The sequence below is a fragment of the Bradyrhizobium sp. BR13661 genome (assembly GCF_029892425.1).
Lineage (GTDB): Bacteria > Pseudomonadota > Alphaproteobacteria > Rhizobiales > Xanthobacteraceae > Bradyrhizobium.
In genome coordinates, this window is record NZ_JARXWB010000024.1 from 45,484 (window position 1) to 60,054 (window position 14,571).

A 14,571-nucleotide genomic window follows, 5' to 3' on the forward strand; every position below is an offset into this window, starting at 1 on the left:
GAACGATGAATGGCTCGACTTGCTTGGCCCATGTAGCAACCGGAACTTGGCGCCATGAAATGGATCCTCGATCTCCTGGGGCGCCTGATCGCCGCCTATCTGCAGCAGCCCTCGTCCAGCTATGAGCCATTCACCCCGGCCGATCCGAAAGCGCTCCAAGCCTGCATTAGACCCGGCGATATTTTGCTCATTGAGGGTAACAATCGCATCTCCGGAATTATCAAGTACCTCACGCAGTCAACCTGGTCTCACGCTGCGCTCTACGTAGGATCGACGGTGCCAGGCGAATGCGAATTGGTGGAGTCCAATCTGGACTATGGCATTACCTGCGTCTCTCTGTCGAAGTATTCCAAATTTCATACTCGTATATGTCGACCCGTCGGGTTGGCCCCCGAAGACTGCGAAGCGGTATGTAAATTCGCAGTTGCGCGGATCGGGCTCAAATACGATCTCAAGAATCTGATCGATCTTGGGCGTTACCTGGTGCCGCTTCCGGTGCCAAAGCGTTGGCGGCGCCGAATGATCGCGTTAGGTTCGGGTGATCCCACCCGCCTCATCTGTTCCGCCCTTATCGCCCAAGCGTTCATGGATGTTGGTTACCCCATTTTGCCTGTTATTACTCCGTTGGAAAGCGATCATGCGCGGAAGGAAATCTTTCATATCCGCGACTCGTCACTCTACACGCCTCGTGATTTCGACATTTCCCCTTTTTTTGCCGTAGTCAAACCGACAATCGAGATCGGCTTTGACTATAAGAAAATAGTTTGGTGCTCTGATCCACCTCATTCGATCGGTGAAAATCTCTAGCCTAGCGTCCGTCCGCGAACGATAAGCTATGGAGATATATTTATGAATCTTTGTTTTGCCGGGTTGAGCCCGGCGATTTCGGGTGTGTTTCGGGAGCATTCCTCTGAACCCAGAGCCCCCATTAAAATCCCTCATCAAACGTGATGATGACGACCAGCAGCTTGTCGCACTGAGCGGTCGACGCGCGATTTAGCGAGCTTGCGTCAACGAGCTTTGCCGCTGTGGGCCCCCCAGAAGCCCTCGATCAATGCGGCGGCTTACGGCCAAGTCGGAAGCCGCCGCATGCCCTCAAAGATATTCGGACATTTTTCAACTGGTGCAGCGGGAATATCTCGGCGTTGGCACGATCAATTCGCCCGATACGAAAAACGGCCGCGCGTTCGTGCTCCCATAGGGAGGATGGCGCAGATGGTGATTGCTTCGGTGCCGGAAACGGACGGCTACGTGTTTCCGGCGAGTAGGCTCAGTGGGATCATCCCGTACGCGGGGTGGGGGACGCAATTCAAGGGCTTCTAGCGCTCTCGAGAACGTCCGTGGACCTTGCACGATCTGCGCCGCACGTTCGCGACGAATCTTGCGGCCCTCGGAACGCCCATACACGTTACCGAACGTCTGTTGAACCACGTATCCGGTAGTCAGTCCGGTATCGTGTCAGTCTATCGGCGATACGACTTCGCGAAAGAAATGCGTGAGGTCGTGGATAAATGGGAAGCGCAGCTAAAGAAAATCATTCAAAGATAGTTACAATTCAAACTCGACCTTGCTTCCGCTCGCTTTATTTTCGAGGGGAGGCAGCACCAGGCTTTTGAACTTCTCTTTCGAGAGCGTCCAGCGGATCGGTGGCGCGGGAGCAAGTCATAGAGGGCGTCCACAGCGGCATTAGCCGGTCTCGATGATTGCCATAGCAGTCGGGTTTCCAAGATAGCCCGGTAAATCAGTTTGAGGTTCATGGGATAACCTGAACATGATCGAAAAATCGCGTCAGTGGTCGGAAATGAATTTCGCCTAAATAATGTGAAGGACAATGGCAGCATGTCCGAGGTGCAACGGCAAAGGATCAATGCTTGCAATGAATGCTACGGAAGCGGGAAACGGTATGAGGGTAAGCCGTGCAATTTTTGCAAAGGCTCCAGGATCGGCCCATGCGTGAAGTGCGACGGTACAGGACACGGGTAGGCCGTATCTTTGCTTGACGTTCTTGATTATGAATGGATATTCAACTACTTACGCAAAAATAAAGGTTTGACGGCCGGAACGAAACTCCCCGGACTCAATTACCCCTCCACAGTTCACCATAGGAGTGGAAAATGAGAACACTAGCCATCGTAATTGCCGTCGGCGCAGCCGCGCTTCTCGGTGGTTCCGCAGCAAATGCCGACAACTCGGTGAAGACGGTAACCGCAACCAGCGGAACGAGCCAGTCAACCGACTTCAGTGCCCATCGTCGCTATCGCCACTATGGGCATCGCCGCGTCTACAGGAGCTACGGCTATTACGCCCCTCGACGGGTCTACTACGCGCAACCCTACTACGCACAGCCGTACTATGGCGGCGGCGGGTATGGATATGGGTACGGAGGCCCGGGCATAAGCCTCGGCTTTGGCGGCTTTGGCGGTCATCACGGCGGCCATCACTGAGAGTCGTATGAAGCCCGAAGGTACTTCAAGGCAGTAGCGATCAACCACAAAGGGGAATGAATATGAACACACTTACGTTTTCGCTTTTGGCTGGTGCTGTCGGGCTGTTCGTGAGCGGTGTCCAGGCAGGATCCCTTACCAAGGGCGTTTCGCAGGCCGATACCGGCCTGCTGCGCGTCCAGATGGTCTGTGATCAACATGGCAATTGCCGGGAACAGCATCATGACCAACCTGTCGTAATTATTCAGGAACGCCATGGTGAACCTCGGCGCGAACATCACGAGGAACGCCCTCATGACCGACCCGCCATGATTATTCAGCAGGACCGTCATCAAGAGCCACGGCGAGAGCACCACGAGGAACGCCCGCAGCAGCACGGACAGCCTGGGATCGGTATTCAAGTCCCGGGCGTGAGCATCGGGGTGGGTGACAACAGCCACGAACGTCGATAAGAACGAAAAGCCCGCATCGCTGCGGGCTTTTATCTATGAGTATTATTTCCCGAAGCGAGAGCTGCTTTAACTGTAGAAGCCACACTCGTCCGTTTCTTTTGAACGCTCGATCAGGCAGTGATGATCTTCTTTCAGTTCCTTCATGGGGGCATGAATTTGCGTGAAGCCGTATTCACGATCGAGAGTGACGGGCACTGATCCACGCGCCGCTCGCTTTGAAGAAACGTCCAGCACGCCGCGCTTCTGTGTGGCTTCTTTTGGGTAGGTTGTTCGGAGGTCATACGAAATAAAGTGATGGAGGCCTTGACGCCGAACTCGTAAGGCGCGCTGGCCTTGCCCTTGCCGATGCACTCCACTCCACCTCGGGGGCATGGAAGGAATAAAGCTTCCAGCCGCGCTGGCGCTGCTGTTGCGAGCGGATCTGCGTGGCCCGGCCAAGCGGCAGGGCGAACGCCTCTTCTAGTGCTGGCTGGTTCTCGATCTTGCGGCCGATGTCGTGGATGATCCGGCCGAGCCGGCTCTTCAGGATACGCAACTGCCGCTGATGCCGCCTGAATTGTTTGGCATGGGCATAGCGGCCCGCCATCATCGCGGCGGAATTGGCGACGCGAGAATAAGATTTCCAAAGCCTGACGCCATGCCTGATCGCCAGATTGATGGCCGCATGAAGCAGTTTGGCATCGGTCGGGAAGGTGATGGCCTTCGGCTGCACCGTGGTGTCGACTGTGACCCGCTTGAGGTCCTGGCTGCGTAACGCGCCGGCCCCATGCGCCACCCGCAAGCTCTCGGCCAGCAGCAGCTCCAGCTTGTCGCCAAGCCGCTTGCGCCAATGGCTCAGGTCCGAGCGCTCGTGCGGGAAGACGTGCTGGAAAACTCCTAAAAGGGAATCCCTAGAGTTCACACCACCTAGACCGGCGCGGGCCATTCTCGCGGCATCGTAAACCGTTGTAACGCCTCCACTGACATGTCAAGCAATAGGGGAAGTGCGCTTCGGCGGGTGCGCAGCTGGGTGGTAGAAGCCCGGCCTTCGCAAGGCACTTTATTGCCGCGGTAACAGCTTGGCCTCCGCCACCGCCGCGCTGTAGACCGTTTCCGCAGGTCCGCAGGTAGACGTCACCTCGCGCAAAGCATCTCTCGCTTGCTCGATTTGGCCGTTGTGCAGCGCCAGTTCGCCCAGGAAAAAATTCGCTTCGCATTGGCGTTTGGACTTTTCGCGGCTTGGGCCCTGTTGGGCAGCAGCTTTGACCTTGTCCGCATCGAGAAGCCCGAGGTACATATCCAGCATTGCCCCCGGCCACGCTCCGCGTTTCACGGCCATTGCATTCGCTGCAAATTCTTCGCGGTCGGATTCCCCTTTATGAACCCGGGCAATGTGCAACCAAATAACGGGATAGGGGTTCGAAGGGCGCAGTCGTACGGCTGTCTTAAGATCCGCAATGCTATCGTCGATGGCGCCTGAGAATAGATGCGCCCGCCCCCTTCCCAAGTACGTGGCTGCATTGCCGGGATCCAACGCCAAGCTGCGATCGAAGTCGGTCAACGCCTCACCATATTTTTCGATTGCCAGATTCACGTTTGCTCGATTTGACCGTGCGGAGACGTCGCGCGGATTGAGTTTGATTGCGGTATCCAGATCGGCTAGAGCGCCCTGGACATCTCGGAGCAAGAATTTCACGATTGCCCTGTTGACATACGCTTCGGCGTAAGTCGGCTGCAACAAGATCGCCTTGTCGTAGTCTGCGATGGCGCGTTCTTCGTCTTGCTTCAACACATAAGCATGGGCGCGATTGTAGTAGGCTTGGGCGTAGTCGGACTGCAAGCGGATCGCGCGGCCAAAGTTTTCGATGGCGAGATCAATATCTCCCAATTTTTCATAGACGTTTCCAAGGTTATTGAAAGCAAGCGGATCGCTTGGATTCAATTTACTGGCCGTCAGGAAATCCTGCATCGCGCGCTGGTATTCGCTCTTCTCGCCCCAGATGATCCCTCGATAGAGGTAGACATTAGGGAAATCCGGAAGCAGCGCGACGGCCGCGTCGAAATCCGACAACGCGCGGTCGCGAATTCCGAGCGCTTCATAAGAGACGCCCCGGCTGTACAACAGGAGGCCACGCTGTTTATCAGCGAACAGGCCGCGCTGAAGCGCTTCGTCGAACAAGCGTATTGCCACAGTGAAATCGCCACGATCCTTTGCAACGAAGCCGGCCTGAGCGAGATCGAGAGGATCGCGTTGCGCGAAACTGGGCGGGACCAAGCATACCGCAACGCCCAGCGCCGTGGTCAGGGCGAAAAGGATCAATCTGGCGGGATTCAACAATATGCTACGCATCGGATCGTACCTTGCGGAGGCGGCGGCTACACCTCCTTGGGTGATCGGGCCAGCGGGAATCGTTCCTTTCGGATCGTGCTCGGGCTTCCTGTCTTGCCGCGGTATTTAGCAATTCAGAACTCCAATGCATACGTCCCTTAACGATCAAACTTGGTCTAGTCGGGCATTGTAGGCAGGATCGGAGACCAATTGATAGCTGAAGGACAGCGCTGTCTTCTTAGAACCGGGGTCGGGTGCGGTGCGGTATTAGGACAATTCGGCCGGCCCCAACGCGCACGATTAAGTTGAAAAACGGTGCGCCTGTAAGCCGAGGGATCTGGGCGGAAGTCGCGCTGGGGTGGATGCCGACCCCCAATTCACGAAAATCGGAACGGGATGCCCAGCAGGGGGGTTCCATCGAGAACTCTCCGACTGAAAAACATTGTGCGGTAGTTTGGGTCCCGATCGTGTTGGACTATTGGCTTGAACTGGGCTGTTAACGTCCGCATATTCGAAGAATGACCGACAAAGCGCCGTTCACGATTGAAATTCTGGGATTTGTGCACGACTGCCCGGTAATTCTTGATCGAGTGGTAGGCGGCTCCTTGTACCTTGAGGAAGCCAAGCGAATAGGTCAACATTTGCTCTCCATCGCGCAGGGGCCACAACCTCAAGGCTACCGGGTCCTGACGAACGACCACCAATTGGTGTTTACTTGGCGTTCTGAAGATAGTGATGGAAACTCATCTCAAACGCATTCACATACCGAAGCAGTTCGCTAACGATGCGGGTGGCTTTCGGTTAATTCACTGCGTACCACGCGAACACATCCATCAATCCGATTTACATCCTCCGACCCGACTGCGGAGCGCGTTCGGCGATTTATTTCTAGCCAATTCTGCAAACGAATTCGGCCCACGAGGAAAAAAACTTCCTGCGCCGGGCGAATTTTTTTAGGCGAGAAAGCGAACGACGCACCGGCGCGTCACCTAGGCAAAAAATTCTTTGCGAACCCGATCACCGTCAACGCTGCGCCTACCGGTCCAACGACCGTAACCCAAGGGTGGTCTGGAAATGCGCGATGTAGCAAGATACCGGCGACGGTCGCCACTAAGGCGGTCATCGTCAGAAGTCCAATTATAAAAACAGCCGTTTGGCTTCGGGACGCCACCTGTCAACCTTTGCTAGATTCGGCCTAATGTGGAAGGATCGTTCAGATAGAACATAGCAAAATACATTGGCGGCAGCGCATTTTTCTACAACCTCGTCTTCCAAATGAAGGCGTCTTGGCCATTGTGGAACTTTGGTCGTGCCTTGAGCGTATTAGAGAGTAATTGGACCTAGTTTTTTGAGATCTTTGAGGCCGGTTGGATGAATTCGTCGGAAAGCGCCGCCAAAGCCGGTCCTAGTCCCGTCGTCGGCCGCAGCAAGCCGCGGCTGCTCGGCGCCCTCGGTCCGGGCCTCATCACGGGTGCCTCGGACGACGATCCGAGCGGCATAGCCACCTACAGTCAGGCGGGCGCCCAGTTCGGGTATTCGCTGAGCTGGACCATGTTATTGACTTACCCGCTGATGGCGGCGGTCCAGATGATCAGCGCCAGGATCGGACGGACGACGGGCCGTGGTCTGGCAGGCAATCTGCGCCAACATTATCCAAACTGGCTCCTACAAACGTTTGTTGCGCTGCTGACCACGGCAAACACGATTAACATCGGCGCCGACCTGGGTGCCATGGCCGATTCTACGAGTTTAGTCCTCGGCGGTTCGAGAACGTTCTATGTAGCGCTGTTCGGCGCTATCTGCATCGGCCTGCAGGTCCTGCTACAGTACACCCGATACGTATCCTATTTGAAATGGCTAACGCTCGCGCTGCTCGCTTACGTGGCGACATTGTTCATGGTGGACGTGCACTGGGGCGAAGCGCTGCGCCAGTTCGTCATGCCGTCGCTCACCTGGAAAACCGAGTACATCCAGACGATCGTTGCCGTCTTCGGCACAACGATCAGTCCCTATCTGCTGTTCTGGCAGGCCTCTCAAGAGGCGGAGGATATTCGCGCCGTGCCGCAGCGACAGGTCCTTAAGCGGGTGCCCGAACAGGGTCCCGACGCCATCAAGCGGATCGAAATTGATACCCTAATCGGCATGGGGATTTCTAACTTCATCGCCTTGACTATCATTCTGACGACCGCTGCAACGCTCAACGTATCGGGCGTGACGAACATCGAAACTTCCGCCCAGGCGGCCGAGGCGCTTCGTCCAATAGCGGGAAATTACGCTGCGACGATCTTCGCACTAGGCGTGGTAGCCACAGGCCTTCTCGCCATTCCCGTACTCGCCGGGTCGGCAGCCTATGCGGTCGGCGAAGCTCGCAAGTGGCCGATCGGTCTGGCCCGCCAGCCCCAAGAAGCGAAGGCTTTCTATGCCACTATCGTGATGGCAACGGCCGTTGGAGTGCTGCTCAACTTCACCCCGATCAATCCTATTAAGGCGCTTATTTGGTGCGCCGTTATCAATGGCATCGTCGCCGTGCCGGTGATGGCCTTAATGATGCTGATGGCCGCCAACACGAAGATCATGGGTCAATTCACTATCGGTGGTTGGTTGACGGGGCTCGGCTGGATCGCGACCGCCACCATGGCCGCAGCGGCACTTGCGATGGGCGTCACGTTTTTCATGTGATCGTGTCGATGTGGCCGGCCATGAGGTGGGATCCAGCCGATAGCGTCGCAAGCGCGATTGCTTCGTCCCACTCCGAAAGGCGCGCGCTTAGCGGCCGCCGTCGCGCAACGGCTAGAACTACCTGCACGAGCGAGTTCAGTCCGCTGAAGCCTGCCAGGTAACGAAGGGCAAGCGAGAGCGTGCCACCCGTACTGACTGCAAGGACTGCCGCTAGAGCAACCGCCAGCGCGATCTCCCACCCGACTTTGGTGAGCCACTCACGTAGAAGGCTTGTTTGCACGCATTAATCTCCGGGGGCGACAGGCGACGACCCGGATCGGTGTTCAGCCTGCGAGCTCATCTAACAGCAGAATTAGCAAAAAGCCTACGAAGAACAGGCTGGTGACCCACGGCTTTTCCGGAGCCGAATGCGCCTCGACCAACAGCTCTTCCGTGACGAGATATAGCAATGCAACCAACCCAAATGAAAAGAAGGCCGCGATCCAAAAGTTTGGAAGATGGCTAACCGGGATGCCGACGGAGGCACCAAGGGGCAACAAGATCGCGATCCCGCCAACGACGGCGAGAACATTTGCAGGCTTTCGAATCGACTCGGACAGTTCGCCGGTCAATGAAAGGCCGAGGAACAAGACTTCCGTCGTGAGCGCAACCGTCAGTAAAAAACCTTGTTTTGCGCCCGCTGCGAAACCGATGCCCAACACCAGTCCATCGATGAAGATATCCACCGCTACCATGACGATGAGACCGGACGTGCCTTTAGTCATTTCGCCGAGGCGCTTGATAAGTAGCATAAGCACAATGCCGGCCGCCCCTCCCAGGATGACTGCCCAAGCTGACTGACGGTGTTTGATGTCGGGCAGAAGCTCTCCGGCGGCGGCGGCGAACACCACACCGGCGGCAAAATGCTGGATAGCACCAGCGAATGTGGGCGACGGCTTCCGCCAGACCGCCGCGGCGGCGCCGACCACGACGGCTACGGCCGGGATCAGCGTGTACATCCAAGCGGACATTAAGAGTTCCGCTCTGTCGGCCGCGCCGGTGAGTTGGGTAAGAGACGTTCTTTCCAGAAATGCAACCTAATCCCCGTTAGCGAGTTTTTAATTTCTATACCAAAGGAGTTTCCCATGACAGATACCTCGCAGATCAAAGAGCACATGGACGTCGTCTCTTCCGACAAAAAGACAGTCGGCAAAGTCGACCATCTTGAAGGCTCCGACAAGATCAAGCTGACCAAACAGAGTTCGCCCGACGGCGTTCACCATCATTTTATTCCCGTCGGCTGGATCGATCACGTCGACCAGCACGTCCATTTGACAAAATCCGACGCGGAAGTCACTGCCCATTGGCAGCACGAAGGCATAAAGTAAGACGCAGATCGGGCCGGCGAGAAACGTCGGCCCGTTGCCTTACACGACCTCTTCCGGAGCAGCTTTGTAGATTACGTCCTTGCTCGTCTCGATCTGGGCCCGTGACTGGCCGGTTGAGAATCATGAGCGAGTGAGTCCGAGACGGACCGGGTAAACATCCGCGCTAATGCCGCGGCGCCAGTCGGTCGAAAGGTGATATTACCGCCGTTCGCACCGCTGCAGTCAGACGCCACCCAACCGATAGTTCCATGTGCGAATGCGCCGAAGCCCAGCGAAAGTTGATTGGAGCGCAGCTTGAGAAAGGATCGCGCAAGTTAGCAACAGTCATGCTTGTTTATGAAGTCGTTTACTTGACTTCATCATCGCCGTCTCGCAGCTCCGATGGGAGGCAGCTAACTCCCTGTGACGACGGAAGCCCGAGGGTCCTTCGCAGATATTGCAGCGAATTCTTATCGACACTCGGCAAACTTAAAAATTCAGCATCTGCCTTATCGCGAACCTCGCCGACGGTTTTTAGACCGGCCGAATTCAGTAGGTTTCGAATTCTCTGCGGAAGTCGTACACTTTCAATCAGCGTGTTATCCGGGAGCTCGGGAGCTGGATCAATCATCTAGTCACTCCAATGCACTCCGTACGGCATTATCAGGGAGCACAATTATCGGTCTTTCCGAGTTTCAATTTAGCTTGAGTTTCTAATATGACCAAGTGCCGTCGAATCGATCCGCTACTACTTCTCAAAGGGTCATTGGCACCCTAGGCTGCCTGACTGGCATGAGTTATATTTTCGCGTTCGGCGGCGGACTGCAGGACAAGTCAGTCCAGCCATTCATTGCCCGGGATTTCCTGATCTTCCTCTATGCCTGACGGTGCGGTCATCCAAGGCGATCCTGGGGTCGTCGGCGCCACGGTTGCTTGCAATGCGAACCTGCCTGATTGTTCTCCGGCCAAGAGGACCGCGATGGATCAGATGCGCATTTGTCAACGATCCCTGATCGACGGTGAGACGCGACTGGGATGACACTGGCAGCTTGAGGCCTTTGCGCAAACAGCCTTCGAATTTGGCTTAGCGGCTATTGAACAACTTTCCGGTTGCAAGCGATTGGGCTTGGCCGTCGCCGCAACTCAACAAGTTCGGCCCCGAGCGGCGGGAGCGTGATACGGACCGCCGTCGAAAATGCGCGATGTCGGGGAGCCATTGGAGTTTTTCGGCTGGCGAGCACAATCTTGCGCTACGCGACGACAGCGCAGGATTCACATAGCGGTCTTCGAGCTGTCTTATAAGTAGCGCGATGGCTGGAGCGGTTCGGAGGCATGGTCGGCTCTGAGCGGCCAGCGAAGCGCCAAAAGGTCGAGCAGGATGTCACATCAATTGATCGAACCGTTAACAGGGGCTGGCGACGAGTTATGTCGTTCTCGTCATTTTGACGTTACGCCTTTTGACGTTACGGCCGCCGATTCGGATCATCATCCGACAACTGATCACGCAGGCCAAAACCGGCTTGGGGATCGGACTTATGTTGGAATAACAGTCTTCACCATGTCTGAGAAGCAGTGATCTCGTCCATTGAAGAGTGCGGGCGTCGCTCAATGCCCATTCGTTCTTGCAATTGCGAATTAGTTGCAATAATGCCTTGGGATGGATGTCATCTTTCTTTGGTCTACTTTAGCGTTGGGTAACGGGGCGCGTTATGAAGCGAGTGTCCAACTTTTTGGGTGGCACCTGGATAGTGCTTGCGACGTGTTCTGTCGCGATCGCAGGTGACCTTCCCGTAAACCTTCCGGTCAAGGCACCTTTGCCCTACGTCTCGAAGGCTGCGGAGGTGACTGGTTACGATTGGAACGGTTGGTACATCGGCGCCCATGCCGGGGTGATCAAAGGCTCTTCAAACTGGTCCGCAACTGCGCCGGGAGCCGGCGGTCCAGGTTTGAATGGATCATTCGATTTTCCGTTCAATTTCGATTTCATGGGCGGAACGGGCAGCTATTTCGCCGGACTGCAGGGTGGGTATAATTACGTTTTTCAGTCTCGCTGGATGCTGGGTTTCGAGGCCGACGCTAGCTTTCCGAATTCGGACGTGCAGGTACCCTTTTCCGTGCGTGGCAGTCAGACGGTCACCTCGCCCTTGACCGGCCAAGTGATCTACGGAGAGGCGGTCATCCATTACGGAAGTGCCCGCGCTCGCCTCGGCTACGCGTTCGAGCATTTTCTCCTCTATGGAACGGGAGGATTGGCCTGGACCTACAATCAGGCAACGCGGGATCAGGTGACCGGTTTTCCCGCTGGCGGTTTCGCAACGCCGGGAACCGTGGACACGAGGCTGCTGTGGCGATTGGGGTGGGCCGCGGGAGCGGGCATCGAGATTCCGCTCACCGGCAACTGGACCGCAAAAGCCGAGTATCTGTCGACTGGATTTGGCCGCAAGGGCGTGACATTCCCGGCCGCAGCGGAGGTGTTCGCATCCGACCTCGCCATGCAAAGCGTCCGGCTTGGTGTGAACTACCGGATCGGTGGAGATAACGCTCACATATCGGACTTCCTGGCCAAGGGCCCATCCGCTCTGGAAACAGACCGCGTCGCGTTCCACGCCCAAGCCACCTACGTCAATCAGTATGCCCCTCCATTTCGGGCTCCCTACAGCGGCCAGAACAGTCTCGCACCGAATATCGGCCGCGAGACTGCAGACGTAACCTTGTACGCAGGCGTCCGGCTCTGGGAGGGCGCCGAAGCATGGGTCAATCCGGAAATAGATCAGGGCTTTGGACTGAGCAAATCGGTCGGCGCAGCGGGTTTCCCAAGCGGCGAGGCCTACAAAGTCGGGGCGAGTTACCCGTACACGCGTCTGCACCGGGCATTCCTGCGACAGACCATCGACCTCGGCGGCGAGGTTCAGAAAGTCGATGCCGGGCTCAACCAGTTTTCCGGGTCGCAGACTTCGGATCGGTTGGTGTTCACTGTCGGAAAATTCAGCGTCGGCGATATCTTCGACACCAATAAATACGCCCATGATCCTCGCGTCGATTTCATGAACTGGACCATCATCGACACCGGAACGTTCGACTATGCGGCCGACGCCTGGGCTTACACCGTCGGCGCGGCCGCGGAATGGTACCAAGGTCCCTGGACCTTGCGCGCCGGCCTATTCGATCTATCCATCGCACCGAATGCCACCCACCTCGATTCACAGTTCGGACAGTTCCAGTGGGTCGGCGAGATCGAGCGGCGATATGCCATCTGGGATCAACCCGGGAAAATCGCGATCAGCGGATTTCTGACACGCGGCCGGATGGGAAGCTTCCAGGACGCGATCCAGTTGGCTGCAGTGAACGGAGGACCCGCCGATATCGCCGCCGTGCGGCGCTACCAAAGCCGTGGCGGCATCAGCATGAATCTAGAGCAGCAACTCATCCCCAATGTCGGCCTGTTTGTCCGAGCCGGGGTCGCGGATGGCAGTAAGGAGCCCTATGAATTCACCGACGTCGATCGAACCGTCGCCGCCGGCCTATCGATTTCCGGAAAGCAGTGGGGGCGGGATAACGATACGTTCGGCATAGCCGGTGTCGTCAACGGGATTTCCGGCGTGCACCAAGCGTTTCTCAATGCCGGCGGACTTGGAATCCTGGTTGGCGATGGCAAGCTGCCAAATCCGGGCAGCGAAAAAATATTCGAGACTTATTATAGTTTTCCGGTATTTTCCACGAAGGTTACGCTGGACTATCAGCTCATCGCAAATCCAGCGTACAATCGCGACCGAGGCCCAGTTTCGGTGCTCAGTTTTCGCGTGCATTCGCAATACTAAGCAATTCTGATCGCGCTCTCGGTTAATCCCAGTGCGACTATCAGCATATGAAGCATCACGATGATGGTGTGGATGACACCCACTCGACGGCATCAAATGTGGCAGAGTGTTGCCGAAGCAACAAAGAGAGGAGTAATCCACAATGCATCCTACCACCATCGGCTCTCGCCAAGCACGTCTTTCAAGTGCATGGCGTGGAGGCTGCGGGTAAAGTAGGGGTTCTCAACCCCGCGCTCGCAGAGCGCTTCATCGGAGAGGTCATAGGCGCGCTTGAGGATCACCCCAGCCCCGCCATCAATCGCGTCGGCAGTGGCGGGCGGCCCGGATCATCGGTGTAGACCGCCCCAGACTCCCGTTCCAGGAACCCCCAATTCCACCGTGCGCCCCAGCGCCGCCAGCGGATGCTTCAGATGATCTGATCGAGCCGCGGAATGATCCTGCTCTCCCGTCGTGCCGGCGGCCGCATCTGGTCCCTCGCCAAAGCTCTCAAAGGCGCGTGAATGACAAATCAAATTTGCAAGGAATCCCCTTCCGCACACCCGATTTCCGGCAAACTAAATTGCCTCAGAGAACAGGTCACGCTGAAGCGCCTCATCAAACAAGCGTATCGCCAGCGTGAAATCGCCGCGATCTTTCGCAACCAAGCCGGCCTGTGGGAGATCGAAAGGGTCGCGTTGGGCGAAGCTCGGGAGACGAGGCATATCGGCAAGGCCGTTGCCGTGGTCAGTCCAAAAGCGACCACCCATCGACCATACCTTACCTCACCTCAACGAGGGGGCGCCACCGGCGCAACCGCCTCGTGGTGTCAACATCCGGTAACTGCCGTAGACCAGTGCGGCAGTTTCAGTCGGCGAGGAAGCCCTCTCGTAATAAAGTCTCAGAATGCAACACTCTTACAACCCGGCTCGACTGCAACGGGCTTCGACAGGATTTTTTTACTGGCCGATGCCTTACCTGATATCGGCCGGTCCACGGCAACCATGTGTTTGATGATCGCGGATGCGACCCCTACCGCAGCCGCCAACGAGATCGCGTGCGGACACATCGGGCAATCTGACGGTTGACGGAGATGCTACACCAACCATCACCACGGGAAACGCCGGTTTAGTCTGAAAAGACCCGATGGCTTGGCAAGTTGACCATGTTGCGGCCGTGAACGCCATTACCAACATTGGGAAGCGGATGCGACACATTGGAGCCTCCGCAAGCAAGCAACCAATGGGATCCTTACTCCATAACGGGCCACTACGAAACTCAAATTAGGCCACAAGCGGTTAAAACAGGTGAGCTAGTAGGAGCGGTTGGGCAGGACGATCCTAGCCGCGATCGCCGGAAGCACCCCCATGAGGGAAGACCTGCCAGATGCACGTGCAAGGACGCTATTAGAAATACTAATTTAGCGACTGCCGGCGAGAAGCCGTTCGCCTCTGTGTGCGGCGCAATATTTTCATCGACTTCGTGGGCCGTTGTTGTTTGATCCAGAACTCATCGGAGATCATGATCCGGCCTATGTTCGGTACAGCT

10 protein-coding genes and 3 pseudogenes are annotated in these 14,571 nt (G+C 56.6%); 7 read left to right on the plus strand and 6 right to left on the minus strand.

Annotated elements, in window-relative coordinates:
- Positions 1-54: 54 nt before the first annotated feature.
- Positions 55-753 (plus strand): annotated as a pseudogene (locus M2427_RS30420) (YiiX/YebB-like N1pC/P60 family cysteine hydrolase); the annotation flags it as partial.
- Between the two features lie 1,361 nt (positions 754-2,114).
- Positions 2,115-2,444 carry a hypothetical protein gene (locus tag M2427_RS30425; RefSeq protein ID WP_280710567.1) on the plus strand — a complete coding sequence of 110 codons (330 nt, stop codon included), beginning with the start codon at positions 2,115-2,117 and terminating at the stop codon, positions 2,442-2,444.
- Here M2427_RS30425 and M2427_RS30430 read toward each other — a convergent pair.
- The 4 genes and pseudogenes from M2427_RS30430 to M2427_RS30445 all read right to left on the minus strand — a co-directional run bounded on the left by M2427_RS30430 (position 2,438) and on the right by M2427_RS30445 (position 5,225).
- Entirely contained in the window at positions 2,438-2,884 is a 447-nt protein-coding gene (locus M2427_RS30430) for a hypothetical protein (protein ID WP_035651188.1), read from the minus strand. The genes M2427_RS30425 and M2427_RS30430 overlap by 7 nt on opposite strands.
- Before the next feature lie 78 nt (positions 2,885-2,962).
- Positions 2,963-3,130, minus strand: a complete 168-nt coding sequence (locus M2427_RS30435) for a hypothetical protein (protein ID WP_168470982.1) — start codon at positions 3,128-3,130, stop codon at positions 2,963-2,965.
- Positions 3,131-3,189: 59 nt separating this feature from the next.
- Positions 3,190-3,767, minus strand: a pseudogene (locus tag M2427_RS30440) (IS5/IS1182 family transposase); the annotation flags it as partial.
- A 168-nt stretch (positions 3,768-3,935) separates the two neighbouring features.
- A complete protein-coding gene (locus M2427_RS30445; protein ID WP_021078721.1) occupies positions 3,936-5,225 on the minus strand; it encodes a tetratricopeptide repeat protein in 1,290 nt (429 codons plus the stop codon).
- 497 nt (positions 5,226-5,722) lie between these two features.
- Here M2427_RS30445 and M2427_RS30450 point away from each other — a divergent pair, with 497 nt between their 5' ends.
- On the plus strand, positions 5,723-5,986 hold the full coding sequence (locus M2427_RS30450) for a hypothetical protein (RefSeq protein ID WP_146160394.1): 264 nt from the start codon (positions 5,723-5,725) through the stop codon (positions 5,984-5,986).
- A 589-nt stretch (positions 5,987-6,575) separates the two neighbouring features.
- Positions 6,576-7,883, plus strand: coding sequence for an Nramp family divalent metal transporter (locus M2427_RS30455; RefSeq protein ID WP_021078719.1), 1,308 nt, complete (start codon positions 6,576-6,578; stop codon positions 7,881-7,883).
- Positions 7,884-8,206: 323 nt separating this feature from the next.
- Here M2427_RS30455 and M2427_RS30460 read toward each other — a convergent pair whose 3' ends face one another.
- A complete protein-coding gene (locus M2427_RS30460) occupies positions 8,207-8,893 on the minus strand; it encodes a ZIP family zinc transporter (protein ID WP_021078718.1) in 687 nt (228 codons plus the stop codon).
- 114 nt (positions 8,894-9,007) lie between these two features.
- Here M2427_RS30460 and M2427_RS30465 point away from each other — a divergent pair, with 114 nt between their 5' ends.
- Together M2427_RS30465 and M2427_RS30470 are read left to right on the plus strand one after the other, a co-directional pair.
- Positions 9,008-9,250: a DUF2171 domain-containing protein gene (locus M2427_RS30465; RefSeq protein WP_021078717.1), complete on the plus strand. Its 243-nt coding sequence runs from the start codon at positions 9,008-9,010 to the stop codon at positions 9,248-9,250.
- 1,688 nt (positions 9,251-10,938) lie between these two features.
- Positions 10,939-13,047 (plus strand): carbohydrate porin, encoded by a 2,109-nt coding sequence (locus tag M2427_RS30470; RefSeq protein WP_168470984.1) that lies wholly within the window; start codon positions 10,939-10,941, stop codon positions 13,045-13,047.
- Between the two features lie 212 nt (positions 13,048-13,259).
- Here the strand turns inward: M2427_RS30470 and M2427_RS30475 are convergent.
- Positions 13,260-13,369: pseudogene (locus M2427_RS30475) on the minus strand (transposase); the annotation flags it as partial.
- A 178-nt stretch (positions 13,370-13,547) separates the two neighbouring features.
- Between M2427_RS30475 and M2427_RS30480 the strand changes: the two are divergent.
- The gene (locus tag M2427_RS30480; RefSeq protein ID WP_168470983.1) at positions 13,548-14,111 is read left to right on the plus strand and encodes a hypothetical protein; all 564 of its coding nucleotides are present in this window, start codon (positions 13,548-13,550) and stop codon (positions 14,109-14,111) included.
- Positions 14,112-14,571: the final 460 nt, after the last annotated feature.